General features: G+C 74.3%; 21 protein-coding genes and 2 pseudogenes. 13 read left to right on the top strand and 10 right to left on the bottom strand.

Annotated features, from left to right (window positions below; genetic code table 11):
- Nucleotides 1-210: 210 nt before the first annotated feature.
- From RLT57_RS33225 to RLT57_RS02520, 4 genes and pseudogenes are all read left to right on the top strand, one after another.
- A pseudogene (locus tag RLT57_RS33225) lies at nucleotides 211-330 on the top strand (hypothetical protein); the annotation flags it as partial.
- 92 nt (nucleotides 331-422) lie between these two features.
- On the top strand, nucleotides 423-677 hold the full coding sequence (locus RLT57_RS02530) for a hypothetical protein (protein ID WP_399129981.1): 255 nt from the start codon (nucleotides 423-425) through the stop codon (nucleotides 675-677).
- Nucleotides 674-1,018, top strand: coding sequence for a sodium:proton antiporter (locus RLT57_RS02525; RefSeq protein WP_311295718.1), 345 nt, complete (start codon nucleotides 674-676; stop codon nucleotides 1,016-1,018). Before RLT57_RS02530 ends, RLT57_RS02525 begins: the two co-directional genes overlap by 4 nt.
- A gap of 9 nt (nucleotides 1,019-1,027) precedes the next feature.
- Nucleotides 1,028-2,072, top strand: a pseudogene (locus tag RLT57_RS02520) (complex I subunit 5 family protein); the annotation flags it as partial.
- A gap of 165 nt (nucleotides 2,073-2,237) precedes the next feature.
- On the opposite strand, the gene RLT57_RS02515 reads toward RLT57_RS02520, so the two are convergent.
- A complete protein-coding gene (locus tag RLT57_RS02515; protein ID WP_311295717.1) occupies nucleotides 2,238-2,891 on the bottom strand; it encodes an endonuclease in 654 nt (217 codons plus the stop codon).
- Between the two features lie 81 nt (nucleotides 2,892-2,972).
- Nucleotides 2,973-4,514, bottom strand: coding sequence for an ATP-dependent DNA ligase (locus tag RLT57_RS02510; RefSeq protein WP_311295716.1), 1,542 nt, complete (start codon nucleotides 4,512-4,514; stop codon nucleotides 2,973-2,975).
- Nucleotides 4,515-4,603: 89 nt separating this feature from the next.
- Between RLT57_RS02510 and RLT57_RS02505 the strand changes: the two genes are divergently transcribed.
- Complete coding sequence (locus RLT57_RS02505; RefSeq protein ID WP_311295715.1) at nucleotides 4,604-5,227, top strand: alpha-ketoglutarate-dependent dioxygenase AlkB; 624 nt, start codon at nucleotides 4,604-4,606, stop codon at nucleotides 5,225-5,227.
- 7 nt (nucleotides 5,228-5,234) lie between these two features.
- Here the strand turns inward: RLT57_RS02505 and RLT57_RS02500 are convergent, their stop codons facing one another.
- Nucleotides 5,235-6,632, bottom strand: coding sequence for an MFS transporter (locus tag RLT57_RS02500; RefSeq protein WP_399129747.1), 1,398 nt, complete (start codon nucleotides 6,630-6,632; stop codon nucleotides 5,235-5,237).
- A 268-nt stretch (nucleotides 6,633-6,900) separates the two neighbouring features.
- On the opposite strand from RLT57_RS02500, the gene RLT57_RS02495 reads away from it, so the two are divergent.
- The 6 genes from RLT57_RS02495 (at nucleotide 6,901) to RLT57_RS02470 (ending at nucleotide 12,114) form a co-directional block, all read left to right on the top strand.
- A complete protein-coding gene (locus RLT57_RS02495) occupies nucleotides 6,901-8,052 on the top strand; it encodes a carboxylate-amine ligase (RefSeq protein ID WP_311295713.1) in 1,152 nt (383 codons plus the stop codon).
- Entirely contained in the window at nucleotides 8,049-8,567 is a 519-nt protein-coding gene (locus tag RLT57_RS02490) for a DUF6328 family protein (protein WP_311295712.1), read from the top strand. The genes RLT57_RS02495 and RLT57_RS02490 overlap by 4 nt, the downstream gene beginning before the upstream one ends.
- 323 nt (nucleotides 8,568-8,890) lie before the next feature.
- Nucleotides 8,891-9,430, top strand: coding sequence for a type 1 glutamine amidotransferase domain-containing protein (locus RLT57_RS02485; protein WP_311295711.1), 540 nt, complete (start codon nucleotides 8,891-8,893; stop codon nucleotides 9,428-9,430).
- Nucleotides 9,427-9,921: a DUF5709 domain-containing protein gene (locus tag RLT57_RS02480; RefSeq protein ID WP_311295710.1), complete on the top strand. Its 495-nt coding sequence runs from the start codon at nucleotides 9,427-9,429 to the stop codon at nucleotides 9,919-9,921. The genes RLT57_RS02485 and RLT57_RS02480 overlap by 4 nt, the downstream gene beginning before the upstream one ends.
- Nucleotides 9,922-10,024: 103 nt before the next feature.
- Nucleotides 10,025-10,831, top strand: coding sequence for a hypothetical protein (locus RLT57_RS02475; RefSeq protein ID WP_311295709.1), 807 nt, complete (start codon nucleotides 10,025-10,027; stop codon nucleotides 10,829-10,831).
- Between the two features lie 287 nt (nucleotides 10,832-11,118).
- A complete protein-coding gene (locus RLT57_RS02470) occupies nucleotides 11,119-12,114 on the top strand; it encodes an anti-sigma factor RsbA family regulatory protein (protein WP_311295708.1) in 996 nt (331 codons plus the stop codon).
- 147 nt (nucleotides 12,115-12,261) lie between these two features.
- On the opposite strand, the gene RLT57_RS02465 is transcribed toward RLT57_RS02470, so the two are convergent.
- The 5 genes from RLT57_RS02465 to RLT57_RS02445 all read right to left on the bottom strand — a co-directional run bounded on the left by RLT57_RS02465 (nucleotide 12,262) and on the right by RLT57_RS02445 (nucleotide 18,456).
- Complete coding sequence (locus tag RLT57_RS02465; RefSeq protein ID WP_311300543.1) at nucleotides 12,262-13,140, bottom strand: glycoside hydrolase family 3 C-terminal domain-containing protein; 879 nt, start codon at nucleotides 13,138-13,140, stop codon at nucleotides 12,262-12,264.
- Nucleotides 13,141-13,264: 124 nt separating this feature from the next.
- A complete protein-coding gene (locus RLT57_RS02460) occupies nucleotides 13,265-15,895 on the bottom strand; it encodes a discoidin domain-containing protein (protein ID WP_399127892.1) in 2,631 nt (876 codons plus the stop codon).
- 417 nt (nucleotides 15,896-16,312) lie between these two features.
- A complete protein-coding gene (locus RLT57_RS02455; RefSeq protein ID WP_311295707.1) occupies nucleotides 16,313-16,720 on the bottom strand; it encodes a Dyp-type peroxidase domain-containing protein in 408 nt (135 codons plus the stop codon).
- Nucleotides 16,717-17,115 carry an EfeM/EfeO family lipoprotein gene (locus RLT57_RS02450; RefSeq protein ID WP_399129745.1) on the bottom strand — a complete coding sequence of 133 codons (399 nt, stop codon included), beginning with the start codon at nucleotides 17,113-17,115 and terminating at the stop codon, nucleotides 16,717-16,719. The genes RLT57_RS02455 and RLT57_RS02450 overlap by 4 nt, the downstream gene beginning before the upstream one ends.
- 315 nt (nucleotides 17,116-17,430) lie before the next feature.
- Complete coding sequence (locus RLT57_RS02445) at nucleotides 17,431-18,456, bottom strand: glycoside hydrolase family 3 N-terminal domain-containing protein (protein WP_311295705.1); 1,026 nt, start codon at nucleotides 18,454-18,456, stop codon at nucleotides 17,431-17,433.
- Between RLT57_RS02445 and RLT57_RS02440 the strand changes: the two genes are divergently transcribed.
- Entirely contained in the window at nucleotides 18,422-18,865 is a 444-nt protein-coding gene (locus tag RLT57_RS02440; RefSeq protein ID WP_311295704.1) for a hypothetical protein, read from the top strand. The genes RLT57_RS02445 and RLT57_RS02440 overlap by 35 nt on opposite strands.
- Before the next feature lie 249 nt (nucleotides 18,866-19,114).
- Here the strand turns inward: RLT57_RS02440 and RLT57_RS02435 are convergent, their stop codons facing one another.
- A complete protein-coding gene (locus tag RLT57_RS02435; protein WP_311295703.1) occupies nucleotides 19,115-19,855 on the bottom strand; it encodes a YoaK family protein in 741 nt (246 codons plus the stop codon).
- Nucleotides 19,856-19,882: 27 nt separating this feature from the next.
- On the opposite strand from RLT57_RS02435, the gene RLT57_RS02430 reads away from it, so the two are divergent.
- Nucleotides 19,883-20,017: a hypothetical protein gene (locus tag RLT57_RS02430; RefSeq protein ID WP_311295702.1), complete on the top strand. Its 135-nt coding sequence runs from the start codon at nucleotides 19,883-19,885 to the stop codon at nucleotides 20,015-20,017.
- A gap of 174 nt (nucleotides 20,018-20,191) precedes the next feature.
- Here the strand turns inward: RLT57_RS02430 and RLT57_RS02425 are convergent, their stop codons facing one another.
- Nucleotides 20,192-21,094, bottom strand: coding sequence for an RNA polymerase sigma factor SigF (locus tag RLT57_RS02425; RefSeq protein ID WP_399127889.1), 903 nt, complete (start codon nucleotides 21,092-21,094; stop codon nucleotides 20,192-20,194).
- Nucleotides 21,095-21,286 lie beyond the last annotated feature (192 nt).

The raw sequence follows: 21,286 nt of genomic DNA, 5'->3' as shown, positions 1-21,286 counted from the left end.
GAGTCCGGGACAGACGCTGCCCGTGGCATCGGAGTGGCACGGGCCGGCGTGTCCCGGCCGGGACGCGGACCCGGCCGGGACCGCCCGGTATAACCGGGCGCAGGCCCGGATGCGGGGTGGGCGCGGCTCTCGTCTTCGCCCGCTGCCTGGGCGGCGGCGGCCGCACCCTGTGCGCGTGGCGCCGCGCGCAGGAACGGGGGCGGGGCTGACATGGGGGTACGCCACGAGGCCGCGCTGGCCCTGCTGGTGTGCGGCGGGGCCGCCCTGCTGCTGGCAACGGTCGCGGTGGTCACGCCGCCCACCCCGTACACGCGGCTGCACGCGCTGGCGCCGGCCAGCAGCCTGGGGGTGCCGCTGGTCTGCCTCGCCCTGGCCCTCGACGCCGGGTCCGGCCGCTCGCCGTCTTCTCCGCGCTGGACGCGGTGGGCGCCGGCGCCTTCCGCGCGCTGGGCCTGGCCGGACTCGTCGCGGGCGCCGCCTACCTGCGCGACGTGCTGCCGCTCGGCACCTTCAACCAGCTGTCGTCCGCCGGGCTGGTGCCGCTGGTGAACGCCGCCGTCGGGATCGAGGTCGCCTCCGGCGTGATCGTGCTGATCGCCCGGTTCCTCGACCAGGCGGTCGAGATCGTCTCGCCCGGTGACGACCGGCCGAGCCCGGACCCGGAGGCCGGCCCGTGACCGTACTGCCCTTCCTCGCGGCCGGCTGGATCTTCCTGGTCGGCGTCTACGGAATGGTCACCAGCCGCAACCTGGTGCACGCCGTCGGCTCCCTGGCCGTCGCCCAGTCCTCCAGGTACGTGCTGCTGCTCGGCGTCGGCTACCGGCGCGGCGCCACCGCGCCGGTCTTCTCCGACATCCCGGTCGGCACCCCGGTGGTCGACCCGGTGGTGCAGGCGCTGGTGCTCACCGACATCGTGGTCGGCGCCACCGTGACCGCGCTGCTGCTCAGTCTGGTGATCCAGATCCGCAAGCGCGCCGGGACCGTGGACCCCGAAGAGCTCACCGAGCTGAGGGGCTGAGGGGCGCCCGTGCCGACGACGGCGGACCTGCTCCCGCTGACCGTCGCCGTCCCGCTGATCGGCGCCGCGCTGCTGGTGGTGGGCGGCAAGCTGCTGCCGCGCGGCGCCAACGACGCCCTGGCGACCGCGTTCGCCGCGCTGACCGCCGCGAACCTCGGCCTGCTGTGGGCGCGCGGAGGAGGGCGACCAGGGGGTGGTGTCCTGGGCCGGGGGCTGGGCCCTGCACGACGGGCACGGCGTCGGCGTCGTCCTGGTCGGCGACCGGTTCGGCATCGGCCTCGCGCTGCTGGTCGCCGCCCTGATGCTGGCCGTACTCGGCTATTCCTGGCGGTACTTCGACGAGCCGCCGGCCGGCCACCGCGGCACCTTCCCCGCGCTGCTGCTGCTCTTCGAGGCCGGCATGTGCGGATTCGCGCTCACCGGCGACCTGTTCAACGCCTTCGTGTTCTGCGAGCTGATGGGTGTCGTGGCGTACGCGCTGACCGGCTACCGCATCGAGGACCCCCGCCCGCTGCACGGCGCGCTGACCTTCGGCGTGGTCAACTCGCTGGCCGCGTACGTCTCGCTGCTCGGCATCGGCCTGCTGTACGCGCGCACCGGCGAGCTGGGCATGACCCAGACCGGCGCGGCGCTGGCCGGGCACCGGGCCGACGCGCTCACTGTCACCGCCTTCGTGCTCGTCATGGCCAGCATGCTGGTGAAGTCCGCGACCGTGCCGTTCCACTTCTGGCTGCCCGACGCGCACGCGGTGGCGCCGACCCCGGTGTGCATGCTGATGTCCGGGGTGATGGTGGAGCTGGGCGGGTACGGCGTCGCCCGCGTCTACCTCTCCGTCTTCGGCGGCCCCGGCGGCGTACCGGCGGCGGACTTCACCCGCACCATGGCCGCGCTCAGCGTGCTGACCGCGCTCACCGGGGCGGTGATGTGCTGGCAGCAGCGGCACCTCAAGCGGCTGCTGGCCTTCTCCACCATCGCCCACACCGGGCTGTGGCTGCTGGGCCTCAGCCTGCTGAGCCCGGCCGCCACCGCCGGGACCGCGCTGTCCGTCGCGGGCGACCGGCGGCTGGTCGTCCCGCTCCGGCGGCTGCACTCGGGCCTGCTCGGGGACTACCTGACCTGGCTCACCGTGGGTCCCGCGGTGCTGCTGGTGGCGGTCGGCGCCCAGATGTAGCCGCCCCCCGGACTCCGGGGGCCGCCCGGGTCCGGCGGCGGGCCGCGCTCAGCGGCCGGCGTGCTCCAGGACCTTCCCCGCCGCGCCCTTGTCCAGCGTCACCCTGACCAGGGCCGCTGCCAGGATCGCGGGCTCGGCGCCGTCCGCCAGCCGGGTCAGCGCGGCGGGGGCGTCGGGCAGGTCCAGCCGGCGGGCGCCATCCAGTGCCTTGGAGTCCAGGTAGGGGGCGGCCTCCGGCCACACCGACTGGGCCTCGCGCAGGAAGATGTCCGCGCCGGCCGGGCCGACCCCCGGGAACTCCCGCAGCTCGCGGCGCATCTCGGTGAGGTCCCCGGCGGCCCGCTCGCGCAGCCTCCGCAGATCGCCGCCGTAGCGCTCGGCGGTGAGCTCCGCGCCCTGTCCGAGCTGGGCCGCGGTGCGCTCGTCGTAGCGCCGGTAGCCGCCGCGGCCGAGCGCGTCGACGCGCTCCTGCCAGGTGGCGCCGGCCATCCGCCGCGGGTCGCGCAGGCCCGCCCGGTCCAGCTCCCGCGCCGCGGCCACCGCCACACCGGTCCGGATCGGCGCGCTGAGCAGGCTCGCCAGCACCAGCAGCCGGTACAGCGGCTGCGGGGTGTCCTTGAGCGTGATGCCCGCTTCCTCGGCGTACGTGTGTCCGTGGTCGTCCAGCAGGGTCCGCACCACGTCGCGCTGTGTCGGGGCCATGGGATTCGCCTCCTGTCGCAGGTCGACCCTTCGGGTACCCGGCAAGGCCCGCGGGCAACCGCCTTCGGGTCGCCCCGGCGGTCAGCCTCCGGTGTGCGCCGCCCGGACCGCCGCCACGGTGTCCGCCTCCGCGGCGGTCTTGTCCTCGCGGTAGCGGACCACCCGGGCGAACCGCAGGGTCAGCCCGGCCGGGTAGCGCGGCGAGGTCTGCACCCCGTCGTAGGCGATCTCCACCACCAGTTCGGGGCGGACTGTCACCGTGTACCCGTCGTCGTCGACCGCCAGCGCGCCCAGCCGCTCGGTCTGCCAGTCCAGCAGCGCGTCGGTGAGGCCCTTGAAGGTCTTGCCGAGCATCACGAACGAGCCGTCCTCGTCGCGTGCGCCCAGGTGCAGGTTGGACAGCCGGCCGGCGCGTCTGCCGTGCCCGCGCTCCACGGCCAGCACCACCAGGTCCAGGGTGTGCACCGGCTTGACCTTCAGCCACGCGGCGCCGCGCCGCCCGGCGGCGTACCCGCTGCCGGCGGCCTTGACGACGACGCCCTCGTGGCCGCGGTCCAAGGTGGCGGTGAAGAAGTCCTCGGCGGCGGCGAGCTGCGCCGGGTCCGCGGGGTCGGTGACGACGGACCGCCGCACCCGCAGCTCGGCCGGCATCAGGGCCGCCAGCGCCGCGTGCCGGACGTCGTAGGGCTGATCCAGCAGCTCGCGGCCGTCCACGGCGAGGACGTCGAAGAAGACCGCGTGCACGGGCATGGCGCTGGCCGCCGCCGTCACGTCCACCCGGGAGCCGACCCGGCCCGCGGTCTCCTGGAAGGGCCGGGGGCGGCCGGCGCCGTCGAAGGCCAGCACCTCGCCGTCGACGACGAAGCGCTCGGCGGGCAGCGCGGCGGCGGCCTCGACGATCTCCGGCAGCCGGGCGGTCACCTCGTCCAGCGTCCTGGTGAAGATCCGCACCCCGGCGCCGTCGCGGTGCACCTGCACCCGGATCCCGTCGAGCTTCTCCTCGACCGCGCAGCGGCCCGCTTTGGCGACCGCCTCCGCCACGCTCTTGGCGCTGCCCGCCAGCATCGGCAGCAGCGGGGTGCCCACCGTCAGCGCGAAGTCGTCCAGTGCCGCCGCCCCTCCGGCCAGCAGCGCGACCGCCACGGGCTCCAGGGCGCCGGCCAGCATCACCGCGCGGCGCACGTCCGCCGGGGGCGCGTCGGTGGCCGCGGCCAGCCCCGCCACGGCCGCCGCGTCCAGCGCGCCCTGCCGCACCTCGCCGGTGAGCAGCCCCAGCAGGTACTCCTGCTCCGGCCCGGTCGCCGCGCCGAACAGCTCCCGGAGCAGCGTCCTGCGGGTGGCCTGGGAGCCGCCGCCGGCCGCCCGGCGCACGGCGGTCAGCGCCTCGTCCACCGCCGCCACGGTCAGCGCCGGCTGCGCGGCGGGCGCGGGACGGTCGCGCAGCGCGGCCCAGCCGACGCCGAGCCGGCCCTGCGGCAGCCGGCCGGCCAGGTACGCGATGGCGACGTGCACGTCGGCCGGCTCGACGGCCCGGAAGAACTCGGCGAGCAGCACGGTCTTGCGGGACCGCGCGGAGGTCCGTGCGATCTCCCGGGACACCCGGGCGACGTCGGCGAAGAGCATGGCTCCATCCTGCGGCGCGCCGCCCGGTCGTGCCCCCTGTCCGACGGTTATTCGAACGAATGTACGAGCCGTGCGGTAAGGTGGCACTCATGCACCACCAGCAAGCGTCCCTCTTCGGCACCGGGGCCCCCGCGCTCGGCACCCTGGACGGGCTGCGCCGCACCGAACTCGGCCGCGGCGCGTGGATCGACACCCTCCCCGGCTGGCTGAGCGGCGCCGACGCCCTCTTCGACCGGCTGGCCGCCGAGGTGCCCTGGCGGGCCGAGGAGCGCCGGATGTACGACAACGTCGTCGCCGTACCGCGCCTGCTCGCCCACTACGCCCCGGGCGCCGCGCTGCCGGACCCCGTCCTCACCGAGGCCCGCGCCCGGCTCTGCGCCCACTACGCGGCCGAACTCGGCGAACCCTTCGTGTCGGCCGGCCTGTGCTACTACCGCGACGGCCGGGACAGCGTCGCCTGGCACGGCGACCGCATCGGCCGCGGCGGCGCCCAGGACACGATGGTCGCCATCGTGTCCCTCGGCGAGCCCCGCCCGCTGCTGCTGCGCCCGCGCGGCGGCGGCCCGGCGACCGTCCGCACACCGCTCGGCCACGGCGACCTGATCGTCATGGGCGGCTCCTGCCAGCGCACCTGGGACCACGCGGTCCCCAAGACCCGGGCGGACGTCGGCGGCCGGATCAGTGTCCAGTTCCGGCCGCGCGGGGTGGCGTAGCGGGCCCTCAGCGCCGCCCGGCGCCCGGCCCCCGCGCCCCGCCCCGCGGGGTGTCCGGGCGGGCGGTGAAGACGTCCGCCAGCGCCACGGCCAGGGCCAGCAGCGCCAGCCCGGCGGCGGTCAGCAGACCCAGCTGGAAGCCGCCGGACCAGTCGGCGTGCGAGCCGTCGACCCGGCTGAAGAAGACCGACCCGACCGCCGCGATGCCGGCCGCCGACCCGATCCGCTGCGCGGTCTGCAGCACCCCGCCCGCACTGCCCGCCCGCGCCACCGGCACCTCGGCCAGGGTCAGCGTCTGGTTCGGCGAGATGACCAGGCCGCTGCCGAGCCCGGCCAGCAGCAGCGGGGCCGCCGTCACGAAGCCCACCGAACGGGCGGCGTCCAGATGGACCGCGAGCGCGGCGCCCAGCAGCCCGACGACGACCATCACCAGCCCCGCCGCCACCAGCGGCCGGCCGATCCTGGTCACCACCCGGCCGCCCACCGCCGCCGCCCCACCGGACCCCAGGGCGAACGGCATGATCGACAGGCCCGCCTCCAGCGCGGTGTACCCCTTCCCGTTCTGCAGGTACAGCGTCAGGATGAAGAAGACCGCGGTGAAACCCGCGAAGTACAGCAGCGACAGCAGCACCCCGAACGCGTACGACCGCTGCCGGAACAGCGCCAGGTCCACCAGCGGCTCGTGCCCGCGCGCGTACCGCCGCTCCCACCTCACGAAGCCGGCCAGGACCAGCAGCGCGGCCGGCACCAGCAGCCACTTCTGCGGACCGGGCCACTGCTGCTCCTGCACGAACGGCAGCAGCAGCACGACGGTGCCCGCGCCCAGCAGCAGCACCCCGACCGGGTCCAGGTCGCTGCGGGCCCGCTGTCGGCCCGGCTCCGGCCGCGGCGGGGCCGGCAGCAGCCGGTGCGCCACCGGCAGCGCCGCCAGACCGATCGGCAGGTTCACGTAGAACACCCAGCGCCAGCCCTCATGGGTGCCGAACGCCTGGATCAGCAGGCCGCCGAGCAGCGGGCCGACCGCGGTGGAGACCCCGATGGTCGCGCCGAGCAGGCCGAACGCCCGGCCGCGCTGGGCGCCGCGGAACATCTGCTGGATGAAGCCCGACACCTGCGGCACCAGGACGCCGCCGGCCGCGCCCTGCAGCAGCCGCGCGACGACCAGCCACGTCTCGTTCTGCGCCGCGCCCGCCAGCGCGCTGGTCGCGGTGAACAGCACCAGACCCGTCAGGAAGACCGGCCGCCGGCCCCGTACGTCGCCCAGCCGTCCGGCCGGCACCAGCGCCAGACCGAAGGTCAGCGCGTAACCCGACAGCACCCACTGCAGACCGCTCTGCGACGCGCCGATACCGGTCCTGATCGACGGCAGCGCGACGTTGACGATGCTCACGTCGAGGAGCGTCATGAAGCTCGCGGTCAGGCAGACCGCGAGGGCCGGCCAGCGGCGGTCCCGGCCGCCTCGCGGCCGGTCCCGCGGACCGGTCGGCGGACCGGGGTCCTGCGGCTGGGACGGTGAGGTCTGCGCTGAGCCCACGGTGCGGTCCTTTTCTCCCGGCTCCGGCGGATATACGCACAGACGGGTGCCCGTTGCCGCCGCCGGTCATGCCTGCCGCCTGCGGCAGGGCGGGCGCCGCCAGCCCGGTGGCGCCGGGGATCCGGGGTAGGCCACCCGCATGACGACGATCCCGACCGCCACCCTCGGCGTCGAAGAGGAGTACCTGCTGCTCGACCGCGAGACCGGACTGCCCGCGCCGCGCGCCGCGCAGGTGCAGGCCGCCGCCGACCTCGAACCCGTGCTCGGCCGGGACGAAGTGGACAACGAGCTGCTGCTGGCCCAGATCGAGGTCGCCACCCCGGTGTGCACCGGCCTGGACGAGGTGACCGGCCATTTGGCGCGCTTCCGGCAGGCGGTCGGCGCCGCCGCCGACCGGGCCGGCTGCCGACTCGCCGCCACGGGGGGCGCCCCGCTGAGCGACGGCACCTTGGTGCCGGTCACCCCTACCCGGCGCTACCGCGAGATGCGGGTCGACGCGGGCCGGCTGGTGGACGAGCAGCTCATCTGCGGCATGCACGTCCATGTGGCGGTACCCGACCGCTCGGCGGGCGCCTCCGCGCTCGGCCGGCTCCGGCCCTGGCTGCCGGTGCTGGTCGCCCTCGGCGCCAACTCGCCGTTCTGGGACGGCCGCGACACCGGCTTCGCCAGCTGGCGCACGGTGGTCTTCGGCCGCTGGCCGGTCAGCGGCTCGCCGCCCTTCTTCGCCGATGGTGTGGAGTACGAGCGCCGGGTCGGCGCGCTGCTGGCCACCGGCGTGATCCGGGACCGGCACCAGCTCTACTGGCACGCCCGGCTGTCCGAGGAGTTCCCGACGCTGGAGGTCCGCACCCCCGACGTCCAGCTCGACGTCGACAGCGCGGTCACCCTGGCCGGGATCGCCCGCGCCCTGGTGGCGACCGCGCTGCGCGAGTCGCGGCGCGGCGCGCGCCCGCTGGACCCGCCGAGTAGCGTCCTGTATGCGGCCGGGTGGCACGCCGCGCGCCACGGCCTGGCCGACGGCCTGGTGGACCCCCGGCAGGGCACCCCCGCCCCGGCGGCCGACGTGGTGGGCGCCCTGCTCGGCCACATCGGCCCGGCGCTCGCCGAACTCGGCGACACCGAACGGATCGGCGCCGGGGTGGAGCGGCTGCTGACCGACGGCACCGGGGCCGCCCGGCAGCGGCGCGCCCTGGCCGCGGGCGGGCCGGACGCGCTGCTGGACCTGATCGCGCCCGGACCGCGGACACCCGACGCCGTTCCCGGCGTCCCGGAGGGAGCGCGGCGACGATGACGGAGCACGGCGACGACGGGGGTGCCTCGCACCGGTGGAAGGACGCCGGCCGCCACGAGACCTCCGAGGAGCGCGCCGACCGGCGGTGGGGCGACCTGCTCCAGGAGCTGCGGGTGGCCCAGACCGGGGTGCAGATCCTCTTCGGCTTCCTGCTGACCGTGGTCTTCCAGCAGCGCTTCACCGACCTGTCCGGCACCGACCGGCACCTCTACACCGTCACGGTGCTGCTGGGTGCGGCCACCACGGGCGCCCTGATCGGCCCGGTGGCCATGCACCGGCTGCTCACCGGCCGCCGGCTGAAGCCGGAGACGGTCGTGCTGGCGTCCCGGCTGACCGTGCTCGGCCTGGTGCTGCTGCTGTGCACCATGGCGTCGTCGCTGCTGCTGGTGCTGCGGGTGGCCGTCCGTGACACCTGGGCGGCGTGGCTGGTCGGCGCGATGGTCGGCTGGTTCGCGCTGTGCTGGTTCGCCCTGCCGCTGTGGGCCAGGCACCGCAGCAACCCCGAGGACAGCTGAGCCGGGCGCCGGCCGGCCCCGTACCCGTCGTCGGCCGGCCGGCGCCCTCGCGGCCGTACCGCCCTCGCGACCCTCTGCGCCGCGTTCCCCGGCCGTCTCCGCCGGGCTGTGTCCGCCGGGCCGTGTCCGCCGGGCCGTGTCCGTCCGGCCGGGCGAAGTCCCGGCGGACGGCAGATGATGGACGACAGGGGTGATCCACCGGGCCCGTTTTCGGTAAGGCGGCCCGGGTAGGCGCCGCCCGTAGCGGGGGAGGGCCGGGAATCCCTGGCGGGTCCGGCCCTGCTCCGAACGACCGATCGACACGCGAGAGGACGTGATCGTCCGTGCGAACCGCATTCCTGGTGGCGCCGGAGGGCGTCGAGCAGATCGAACTCACCTCCCCCTGGCAGTCCCTCGCCGCGACCGGTGCGACCCCGCGACTGGTGTCCACCGCGTCCGGCACGGTCCAGGCGTTCAACCACCTGGACAAGGGCGACACCTTCCCGGTGGACCTGACCGTGGACGGGGCCGCGGCCGAGGACTTCGACCTGCTGGTGCTGCCCGGCGGCGTCGCCAACCCCGACGCGCTGCGCACCGACCCGAAGGCGGTGGCCTTCGCCCGCGCCTTCTTCGAGGCGGGCAAGCCGGTCGCGGCGATCTGCCACGCGCCGTGGACCCTGATCGAGGCCGACGTGGTGCGCGGCCGCAGCCTCACGTCCTGGCCCAGTCTGCGCACCGACATCCGCAACGCGGGCGGCGACTGGACGGACCGGCAGGTCGTGGTCTGCGACAACGGGCCCAACACGCTGATCACCAGTCGGAAGCCCGACGACCTGGACGCCTTCAACCGGGCGGTACTGCGGGAAGTGGGGGTGAGGACATGAACCGGTCCGCCGACTTCGGCATGGGCGACGACGTCTACCAGCCGGACGACAGCGAGATCCGCGAGGACGCCGGGCCGCTGGAACCGGAGGACACGCTGGACGACCGCGGTGTGGACGACGTCCTCGACGAGGGCTACTCGCCGCCGGAACGGCCGCTCGGCGTCGAGGACACCGGCACCACCGCCGACGAGCAGCACAGCGGCGAGTCCCTCGACGACAGGCTGCGGCGGGAGATCCCCGACGAGCAGCCGTACGAGGGCGACGACCTCGGCGACAGCAGCGACAGCGACGGCGAACTGCTCGACGGCGAGGTCGGCGACCGCCGCTCCGGCCGGCTGGTGGGCCCCGACGAGGGCGCCCACCAGAGGCTGGACGGGGTGAGCGGCGAGGACATCGGCATCGACGGCGGCGCCGCCTCCGCGGAGGAGGCCGCGGTTCACGTCGTCGGCGACCCGGACGAGCCGGGAGCCGGGGAGGACGACTGGCACTGACGGCGACCGGCAGTGACGGCGGGCACGGACGGCGGGGGCGCGTCCCCGGGGCAGCCGCCCCACGGGACCGCACCCGCGGACGAGTACGGAAGGAGCCGGTGCGATGGCAGCAGCGAGCGAACGCGACGAGCCGGGCCGGAGCGGCCGGGGCAGGCTGAGGGGCCGCCTGCGGGACCGCTGCGAGCGGCCGGGCGGCGCGCGGCGGCTGGATCCGGCCGACGAGGCCGGGCCGGCCGGTCGGAAGCGGTCGGCGGACGGGAAGCGGTCGGCGGACCCGGCCGCGGGTCGGCCGGAGCAGCCGGGCCGGCCGGAGCGGCGGGAACAGGCGGAGCGGGCGGGACCTGCGGAGCGGGAGGAGAGGCCGGCCGCGGGGCCGGCGGACCGTCCGCGCGGGCGGACCTTCCCCTGGCCGCACCGCCGGCACCGGGACGACCCCGGCGCGGCGGCCGCCCCCGAGGCCGTCTACGGCCGCAACGGGGAGCGGGTGCCGACCGGCCTCGGCGCGAGCCTGACCACCTCCGGCGGAATGCTGCTGGCCATGGTCGAGGACGTGCGGATGCGCGGCACCGTCGAACCGGAGGAGCTGCGGCCGCTCGCCGACACCTTCGCCCGGCACTGCGCCGCCAAGGAGGTTACGGTCCGCAAGGTGCTGCTCCGGCACGACGTCGCCGTGGGTCTCGTCGAGCGCGACCGGCAGGAGGGCGACCTGATCCAGAGCATCCTGGACCGGGCCCTCATGGACCGCCACCCCGAGGACACCCGCACCCTGACCGTGGACGGCGCGCTCACCACGATGTACCAGTACCTGTCGCACGAGCGCCGCGACCTCGTCCCCGCGATCGACCGCGCGGTCACCCGCGAGGACAGCGAGAGCCTCGCCGCCGCGTTCCTGGCCATCGCCGAGCTGTGAGCTGTGAGCCGTGAGCCGTGAGCGGTGAGCGGCCGGGGCGGCGGTCGGCGGCGGGGGTCCTGGACCGGCGCGGAGGGGCGCGGGCCGCGGCGCCGGCGCGGCCACGGCGCCCGGGACCGTGACGGCGCCGTCACGGTGCCGCAACCGCGGCGTCGGTCCCCGGCGTCGACGTGGTCAGGGGCAGGCGCATACTGGCGGCGTCAGCACACATGTCCGAAAGGGGCCGACGCAGTGGTGACCGGGGACACACGGGGTACAGCGGCGGTCGCCGCCGTCGCGGGGACGCGATGACCGCTGCCTTCGCTCATCCGGCGCTCTTCTACCGGGGCGACGCCGAGTACCTGGCCGGAACCACCGCCTTCGTCCGCGCCGGACTGGCCGTCGGGGAACCCGTCGCGGCGGCGGTACCGCCTGACCGGCTGGCGCTGCTGCGCGCCGCACTGGGCGCCGACGCGGCCGGTGTGCGCTTCACCGACATGGCCGCGGCGGGCCGCAACCCCGGCCGGATCATCCCCGGTGTGCTGCGGGCCTTCTGCGACGCCCAGCCGCCGGGCCGCCGGATACGGATCGTCGGGGAGCCGGTGTGGCCCGGCCGCACCGACCTCGAATACCCCGCCTGCGTCCAGCACGAAGCACTCACCAACGCCGCTTTCCACGGCTGCCCGGTCACCATCCTGTGCCCTTACGACGCCGAGCGGCTCACCGCCCGCGCGCTCGCCGACGCCCGCGCCACCCACCCGGCGGTGATCGAGGGCGGCCGGGAGCGGACCAGCGCCGGGTACGCGCCCGAGCGGGCTGCCGCGTCCTACAACACCCCGCTGGCCGTACCGCCGTACGCCGACCGCCTCACCTTCGACCGGGAAGGGCTGCGCGGCGCCCGGGAGTTCGCGGTGCGGGTGGCGGGCGGGCTGGGGCTGCGGGGGACCCGGCTGGACGACGTGGCGCTCGCGGTCTCCGAACTGACCACCAACAGCGTGCTGCACGGCGGTGGTTCGGGCGTGATCCGGCTGTGGGCCGAGGACGGCCGGCTGGCCTGCGAGGTCCGCGACGGCGGCCGGATCGGCGACCCGCTGGCCGGCCGCGAAGTCCCCCCGCCCGGCCGGCCGGGCGGCCGCGGCCTGCTGATGGTCCACCAGCTCGCCGACCTGGTACGCCAGTACACCGGCCCTGACGGCACCGCGATCCGCTGCTACTTCGACCCGCCCGTCCACCCCGCCGGCGCCCCGGCCGTCCTCGCGGCCCGCTCCGCCGAGGGCATGGACCGCCCGGCCGACCGGCCCTAGGCACCACCTTCCCGCCCGCCGCGGAGCGCGGGCCGTGCGCCGGGCGCCTGCCTCCCGTACAACTCTTGTACGTGCCAGGGGCGGTGGCCCTGTCCGGGGGGACGGGGCCACCGCGGTACGGGGAGGGGGCCGGCTGTGCGTGGACCGTCAGTCGTGGATCGGGTCGGACTTTTCCCAGGGGCCGATCGCCGTGCGGTTGGCGATCAGCGCGGCGGCGCCCGCGTTCTCGGCCGTCACGTACTGGTTGTTGGCGTGCGCCCGCAAGGTGATCGGGGTGGTCTGGCCGGGCGGCGTCATGCCCCCGCTTGTGGGGATCGTGGTGGTGCCGGTGAGTCGGATGTCGCGGGAGGAGGAGCCGGTGGAGACGGTGTCGGTGCCGGTGGCGTTGGTCCGGCCGTTGTTCCAGTACTGGAGGCTGCGGGCGTTGAGGGTGAGGGTGATGTGCCGGGTTCGGCCGGGGTTGCGGGTGGCGCGTTGGAGGTCTCGTAGGTTTTTGGGTGGTTTGCCGGTGGTGGCCGGTTGTCCTGGGTAGGCCTGGGTGATTTCGGTGCCGGTTTTGGTGCCGGTGTTCTGTATGTCGAAGGCGGCGGTGACGTTTCCGTTCGTGTCCGGCTGGCAGACGGTCAGAGCGGGGTAGTCGAAGGTCGTGGAGGAGAGTTTGTAGCCGAAGGGGTGGAGCGGGGTTTTGTTCTGGCTGTCGTACCAGCGGTAGCCGATGTTGCGGCCTTCGGTGTGTTGGACGGTGTTGTTCTGGCCGGGCCACTGGGGGGTGGTGTGGGCGGGGATGTCGTTCAGGCTCTGTGGGAGGGGTACGGGGGGTTTGCCGGGGAAGTTGACGTCGCCGTGGAGGAGTCGGGCGATGGCGGTGCCGTCTTCTTGGCCGGGGTACCAGTTCTCGATGATGCCGCGGACGCCGTTGGCCCACGGCATGGTCACCGCGGAACCGCTGTTGACCACCACGACCGTGCCTGAACCCGGCTGCCGCGGTGGGTCATGAGCACCGCATCCCCGTGGTTTATGTACGATCCCGAATCAGCCTCCTGGTCCGGACATGCCGAGGGGCCGCCGCCCTTGGCAGGGCGACGGCCCCTCATGCTGGTACTACCCGGCCCTGCCGGCGGCGCGTCACCGCGCCGCCGCCGTCAGCCGTTTACGGGTACGACGTCACCGTCGACGGGGTCGTGCCGGTGCCCGAGGTGCCGGGGCCGGTGTCGTTGATGACATGGGCGTATTGGCCCATCCCGCCGAGCGAGACCACCAAGAGGTCGTGGAACTTCACGCCCGCGGTGGTCGGTGCCTCGAACCCGTGGTCCTGGATGATCGTCGGGTCCGCGGTGAAGTTGCAGTAGCTGCCGAGTCCCCAGCCTTCGTGGGTGGTGACGTTGTCGTCCACCTTGTAGGCCGCGAACCCGCGGATGCTGCCGTTCTGGATGGCCGCCTGGTTGGGCGCGTCGTAGGCGATCTCGTTCTGGAAGAAGATCGTCTTGCCGTTCTGTCCCGCCCACTCCACGTCGTACTTCTCGAAGTGTTCGACGAACAGACCGGTGGCCAGAACGTTGTTGCCGTTCACCCGCAGACCGTAGTCCGACGGGTTGGTGGTCCAGCCCACCCCCGCGCCGTGGTCGGCGCGCCACAGCCAGGTGTGGTCGATGATGACGTCGTTGCTGTTGACCTCGAACGCCGTCTGGGCCTGACCCGGGCCCGCGCCGCCGATCCGGGCGAACACGTCCTGGATGGTGGTCGGGTTGCCCGCGTGGCTCGCGTTCGAACCGGGCGCGCCGACCTGGAGCAGCTGGGCCGAGTTGCCGGCACCGGCGTCGATCAGGAAGCCGGCCAGCTTGACGCCGTCCACGTCGGCGACCTTCACCGCGTCCACGCCGTTGTCCGGGATGACCGTGGCGTAGCCGAGGCCGAGGACGACGGTGTTGGCGCGGGTGACGTTGATCGCCTGGTCCACGTGGTAGATGCCCGGGGTGAGCAGCAGGTTGAGCCCCTGGGCGAGCGCGGCGTTGATGGTCGCCGCGGAGTCACCGGGGTGCGCCACGTAGAACTGGGTCAGCGGGATCGAGGTGCCCGGAGTGTTGGGCCAGTCGACGCCGCTGGCGTTGGTGCGCAGGTTCGGCACGAACACCGAGTAGTTGTTGCCGTCCAGGTACAGGTACGGCTTGTCACGCGACTCGGGGGTGGTGTTCAGCGTCGTGTAGACCGGGTTCGGGAAGCCCTGCGCCGGAGCGCCCTGGACACCCGAGAACACCATGTTCCACACGCCGTTGACCCAGCCGCCGATGGAGCTGTCGCGGGTGTACCACTGCTGCTGCGAGTACGGGCCGACGGTGCCGTCGATCTTGCTGTCGGCGATGTAGCCGCCGCTCGCCCAGCCGTAGCCGTTCGGCGCCAGGTTCAGGCCGCCCTCGACGTGGATCCGGCGGAACGGGGCCGCCTGTGCGACCGCCCACCGGTCGGTGCCGCTGACCGGCTTGATGGCCAGGTTCTCCACCGAACGCCAGAAGTTCTGGGTGGCGTTGCCGTTGAACCAGCCGGCGTCCACGGTGATGTCACCGTTGATCTGGACGTCGTCCGGGTTCTTGCCGAGGCCCGACACCGAGGTGTAGAAGCCGACCTGGTCGTTCAGGCCGTCGTAGGTGCCCGGCTTGAAGAAGACCTGGTAGCGCTGGGTGCCGAACTGGTTGGACTCCTGCTGGGCGAAGATCTGGTCCAGCTGGGCCTGGATGTTCGGGGTGGACGGGTCGAAGACCTTGACGTTCGGGCCGAGGTCGCCGCCGCCCTGGATCGGGCCGGTGGGCGGGCTGGTCGGCCCGGTGCCGCCGGTGTCACCGCTGCCCGCGGTGCCGAAGACCTGGAACTCCCACAGCGAGTAGCCGTACCCGGTGCCGCGAGCTGTGCCGTAGACCCGCACGTAGCGGCCGGAGCCGGTCACGTTGAGGGTCTGGACGCCGCCGGTGCCGGCTGTGGTGGAGTAGACGCTGGTCCAGTTCGTGCCGTCGGTGGACGTCTGGATCTGGAACGACTTCCCGTACGCGGCCTCCCAGTTGAGCACCACCTGGCTGATGGTGTCGGTGGCGCCGAGGTCGACCTGGAGCCACTGGGGGTCGGCGGCGGCGCTGGACCAGCGGGTGCCGTTGTCGCCGTCGACCGCCGCGGACGCCGGGGTGCCGGCGTTCTCGGTGGAGGATGCGCTGGCGGTCTTGCCCTGCGAGAGCAGGGTGCCCGCGGCCGGCGGCGTGGTGCTGCCGTCGACGGTGCCGAACACCTGGAACTCCCAGAGGGAGTAGCCGTACTGGGTGGCGCGGACCGTCCCGTAGAGACGGACATAACGCCCGGAACCGTTTACGGAAACCGTCTGGTTTCCACCGGTGCCGGTCGTGGTGGAGTAGATGCCGGTCCAGTTCGTGCCGTCGGCGGACGTCTGGATCTGGAACGACTTCGCGTACGCCGCCTCCCAGTTGAGGGTGACGGAACCGATGTGCGCGGTGGCGCCGAGGTCGACCTGGAGCCACTGGGGGTCGGCGGCGGCGCTGGACCAGCGGGTGCCGTTGTCGCCGTCGACCGCCGCGGACGCCGGGGTGCCGGCGTTCTCGGCGGAGGAGGCGGTCGCGGTCTTGCCCTGCGAGAGCAGGGTGTCGGCCGCGTGCGCCGAGCGCATCGGCACGAAGAGCAGCAGCGAGGCGACGAGCGCCGTGAGCACTGCCGCTACGACGTTTCGCCGGCCCGTCAGCACCGAGGGTCTCGGTGCCGCCGAGTCGGTGGGGGGAGCGAGCATGAGCAACTCTCCTGGTTCCACAGGTGGGGGCAGAAGTGGATAACCGTTCCGCCGTGACCGGTGGAACGGCGAGATGCCGTGATCATGATGAACTGTGGGCGAGCACACTCCGGTTGCCGAGTGAGAGCGCTCTCCCCATGCACACCGTGATGTTTCTCCCTGTGTTTCATCCATGTCAAGAGTTGTGCACAAGGCGGGATCCGGGAAACGGAGAAGCTTCACCAATTCCGGCAAAGAGGTCGTGCCGTCCGGCTGGGCGTTGGCATGTCTTCAGATCGTGAACGCAAGAGCACGACGGCCGGGTGGGACCGGTGTGACGGGCGGTCATCCGAAGGGCCGCCCCCGCGGTTGCCGGGGCGGCCCCTCGGCCGTGCGGGTGCGTGGGGTCCCACCCGCGGGCGGGGGCCCACCGCGCCGTCAGGGCGCGGTCACGAGGCCGGGCGGACGGCCCCGTTGGCGGTTGTCCGACGGGGAGTCGGTGATGCCGAGCTGCGCGGGCGTGCCGCCGGTGGCCAGGAAACGGGCCCGGTCGGTGACCGTGTGCAGCAGCTCGGTGAGCTCCCGCCGGTCGGCCGCGGTCACGTCGAAGGACAGGAACGCGGTGGACCGCGTCACCGGTTCGGCGATACCGGCCTGGTGGGGCCCGTGGAAGTCGGCGCCGCGCCGCGCGGACGGCGCGGGGGCGCTGGCGGAGGCGGTACCGCCGGCCAGCGGCGCCGCGCCGCCGGCCACCGCGCCGACCGCGCCCACACCCAGCGCGGCGCCGCGCAGGAACCCGCGCCGTCGCAGGTCGCCGGTGCCGGTCGGCTCGTGCGTGTCGGTCATGCCGTCCTCCGTACCTCGAAGATCGCCGCCACCGGGGCGAGTCGTTCCAGCAGATCGCCGAAGTCGGCGTTGACCCGCTCGCGCTGGGCGCGCGTCAGTTCGGCCAGCGGGGTCCAGGTCCCGCCGTGGTGCCGTGCGTCCAGGTCCTGCTGGGCGCGGTCCAGCGAGGCGTCGAGCTGCGCCAGGCCGGCGTCGCGCGGCACCAGCAGGGAGGTGAGCTCGGCCAGGATCTGCCGGGTGCCGTCGATGTTGGCACTCGCGGTGGCCAGGTTGGTACCGCTGCCGTAGTCGGTGCGGCCGGTCAGCTCGAACTGCTCGGCGTTCTCGATGATCTCGTGCGCCCGCAGACCCATGTCGGCCGGGTCCATCCGCTGGTCGGACCAGCCGTCCCGCAGCGCGCCGGTGTCCTTGGCCAGCCGGTCGGCGGGGGCGCGCAGCGCCTTCGCGCACTCCCCGTGCCACAGCCCCTACTCCAGCCGGTGGAAGCCGGTGAAGCCGGGTCGTGGACCGCCTCCGGGCCCAGCGCGACGGTGCCGTTGATCGCGCCGTCCGCGTCACCGAAGGTGTCGTAGGCGGCGCCCATCCGCTCGTAGACCAGGTGCGCGGGCAGCCAGTCGCGCCGGGCCGCCACCTGCCGTCACCGGCCTGCGGCGGCCACGCCGCCCGCCCGCCTCTGCCCGCCCGCCTCCGCCCGCCGCGGTCCCTCGCCGTCAGCCGCAGGTCAGCAGTCCCGCGTTCCGCTTAGCGGTCAGCACCCGCCGTACGCTGTCGGCCACGTCCTTGCGGAAGGCCGCGTTGTCCGCCATCCGGCCGAGCACCGCGGCCGTCATCGGCGCGATGTCGCCCGGTTTGACGGTGAGCACCATGTTGCCGCCGGCCCCGATGAAGTCCAGCGCCCGCTGGGCCGGGGTGTGGTCGCTGACCGCGACGGCCTGGCCGAGGTCGTCGGAGATGACCGCGCCCTTGAAGCCGAGCGAGCCGCGCAGCAGGCCGCGGATCACCGCGGTGGAGAAGACCGCCTGGTGTCCGGGGTCGATACGGGTGTAGACGGCCGAGGAGACCATCACGAACGGCACCCCGGCGTGCACCGCGTCGCGGAACGGCCGCAGGAAGGGGTCGGTGCGGGTGGTGGTGCCGTCCACCACGTCCGCGGTGAGGTCGGTGTTGCCGGTCACCCGGCCGAGGCCCGGGAAGTGCTTGACGGTCGGGATCACCCCGGCCTGGAGCATGCCGCGCAGGAAGGCGGTGCTGTGCGAGGCCACGGTCGCCGGGTCGTCGCCGAACTCGCGGTCCAGCCTGCCGATGGGCGCGTTGACGTCCTTCAGGCCGGGCGGCACCGTGTCGCCGACCGGCGCGAGGTTCATGTTGGCCCCGGCGGCGGCCAGCTGCCGCCCCCAGCCGGCCGCGCTGCTTCGCAGCCGGGACGCCGACCACGTCCCCTGGGACACCGCGCTCGGGATCGCCGAGAAGCCCGGCCCGTTGAGTACCTGGACCCGGCCGCCCTCCTGGTCGGTGGAGACCAGCATCCGTACCGTGACGCCGCCCTCCAGCCGCGGGGCCAGCGTCTGCACCCGCTCGGCCACCGGCTTGACCGCGGCGGTTCCCCCGGCGGTGTGCCTGATCAGGATGACCGCGCCGACCCGGCCCCGGGTGATCGCGGTGGCCTCGGCGGACGTCAGGCCCGAGGTGGTCACCGCCGTCATGAACAGCTGCCCGACCTGCTGGGCCCGCGACATGGCGGCCACCGCCCGGTCCACGCAGTTCGCCGCGGGCTCGGTGGAGCCGGATCCGGAGGCGGTCGGTACGGGCGGCACCGGCGTCGCGCCACCGGACGCGGAGGCCGAAGGGGACGGGGCGGCGGTATCGGAGGCGGTGGTGGTCGAGCCCGTCGTGGTGGGGGTGCCGCCTGCGGTGGCCGACGAGGAGGGCGCGGCGGGGGTGGAGGTCGCCGATGTCGTCCCCCCGCCGTTACCGCAGGCGGCGACGGCGACCAGCACGCCGAGGGCGACCGCGCAGAGCACCGGGCGGCGGGCCGCCGCGCGCGCGGCCGCCGGACCGGAGAGCGCGGCGGCCGGGGCGGTGCGGGGGGTCCTCGGCTCAGGAGGGATGCTCGGCTGGCGCACGGCGGGACCTCACACCTCGTAGTCGGTCGGAGCGTGGCGGGCACGGAGGCGTGCCCCTCTCCTTCTTCCCCCGGCGGCGCCGGTTGTCCCGCACGGCCGAAAGAAACGCCCGTAAGGAGGCCAGGAAGCCGGGCCGGGGCCGGCACGCCTGCCCCGGCCCCGGCGCGCGTCCGCCGTACGCCGCCCGGTCACATTCCGTCACGAAAGAGCCGCGGGTCCCGGTCCCCGCCGGCCGGGCGGGGAAGCGGGGGAGCGGAGAGAGCCGGGCGCCTCACCCGGTCCAGGCCGCCGCCGACCGCCGGTGCGGCAGCAGGCCCGCCGCCACCGCGGCCAGCGCCACCGCGCCCAGCAGCAGCGGCAGATCCGCGTGGCCGTGGCCGATCAGCGCGGCCCCGGCCAGCGCCCCCAGGAACATCGCCAGCGCCGACAGCAGCCGCCGCCCGGACCTGCTCGACGCGCCGCCCGCGAACCGCGCGTCCGCCGCGATGCCGGTGATGGTCAAGGTCAGCACGGTCGTGGTCAGATCAGGTACCGCCAACCGGCGTACCACCGCGTTCTGCAGGCCCATCGCCAGTCCCAGCAGCAGGATCAGCGTCCACCGGTCGCCGCCGCCGGCCGGCAGGTCGACCAGCCGGCTCATCACCCAGCCGGCCAGCACCAGCACCACCTGGGCCACGGTCGCCCCGAGCAGCAGTCGGGCCCGGTGCGCGGTCACCCGCTGTGCGAGCACCCCGCCGGCCGCCGCCCCGGCCGTGAACGACAGCAGCGACAGCACGGACGCCAGTACCGAGAAGCCGCTCGCGCCGGCCAGCGAGAACGCCATGAAGACGACGTTTCCGGTCATGTTGGCGACGAAGACATGGCCCAGCGACAGATAGCTGAAGGCGTCCACCAGACCGGTGACCACCGTCAGCCCCAACAGCAGCGGCGGCAGCGGACCGTGCGGCCCGGCCGGATCGGGGACGAGGGTGTCGCGCGCCTCGCGGAACGTGGTCTGAAAGGGGGTCTGCACGGCGTCTTCCTTCCGGTTTTCTCCGGGATGCGTACCGCCGCCCGACCGGGACACACGTACGGCGCGGGCGAAGGCGGCGGCTCCACCATGGTGGCCGCCCGGCTCCCGGGCAAGCGGCTGCCGGGCAAGCGGCTGCCGCGCGAGGCCGGCCGGCCGATGTGACACTGACCGGCGCGGACGTGACCACCCCCTGACCGTGTGGCGGGAACGACGGACGACGGCCGTGGCCCGGAAGGGATTCCGGGCCACGGCCGTCGGATCCGAACAGTCGGTTCGGGTCAGGGGGAAGGTGGTGTGCCGTCGTGCGGGTCCGGCCGCCGTGCGCGGCGCCGGACCTCAGGACTGGGCGAGCAGTCCCGCCCGCAGCTTGTTGAGCGTCCTGCCGAGCAGCCGCGACACGTGCATCTGCGAGTAGCCCAGCTCCTCGCCGATCTGCGCCTGCGTCATCTCCTCGCCGAACCGCATCTGCAGCAGCAGGCGGTCGCGCGCCGGCAGCTGCGAGAGCAGCGGGGCCAGGCTGTTGAAGTCCTCCACCAGCTCCAGCGCCGGGTCGCACGCCCCGAAGGTGTCGGCCAGGGTGCGGCCCTCACCGTCGGAACCGCTGTCCGCGTCGCTGTAGGGGGTGTCCAGCGAGCCCGCGGTGTAGCCGTTGGACGCCACCAGGCCCTCGATCACGTCGCCCTCGCTCAGGTCGAGGTGCGCGGCCAGCTCGGCGACGGTCGGGTCGCGGTCCAGCAGCAGCGACAGCTGCTCCCTGGCCTTGCTCAGCTCGACCCGCAGCTCCTGCAGCCGCCGCGGCACGTGCACCGCCCAGGAGGTGTCGCGGAAGAACCGCTTCATCTCGCCGACGATGTAGGGGATGGCGAAAGTGGTGAACTCCGTCTCACGGGACAGGTCGAACCGGTCGATCGCCTTGATCAGACCGATCGTGCCGACCTGGACGATCTCCTCGTGGTCGGTGGCGGGGCGGTTGCGGTAGCGGCCCGCCGCGAAGTGCACCAGCGCCAGATTCATCTCGATCAGGGTGCTGCGCGCGTAACTGTAGGCGTGGGTGCCCTCCTCCAGCTCCTGGAGGCGGTCGAAGAAGAGCTTCGACAACACCCGGGCGTCCTGGGGCGCCACGCTCGTCGCGTCGTCGATCCACGGCAGCCCACCGGTCGCGTCCTGTGACGCACCCGACTGCCGCTCGCCCGTCGCCGTGGCGTCCGTGTCTTCCGACTGCTGAACCATTGCGGTCACGTCATCGCCTCGCACTCATCCGACTGTTCGCCGCCCGCCTGCCCTGGCCGTCCGGACGTATGCCTCTTCCGTCCCGGATTTCCTCGCAGCCGCCCGCCCGGACCCGCGGCCGAGCCGCCGCGGACGCCGGGCACGGCGGATGACCTGCGCGAGCACCCCGCCGGCCGGTGCGGTCGCCGCACGGGTGACCTC

Source organism: Streptomyces sp. ITFR-21, assembly GCF_031844685.1.
Lineage (GTDB): Bacteria > Actinomycetota > Actinomycetes > Streptomycetales > Streptomycetaceae > Actinacidiphila.
The sequence above is the reverse complement of the archived record's forward strand: the minus strand, read 5'-3'. Positions and strand labels throughout refer to the sequence as shown.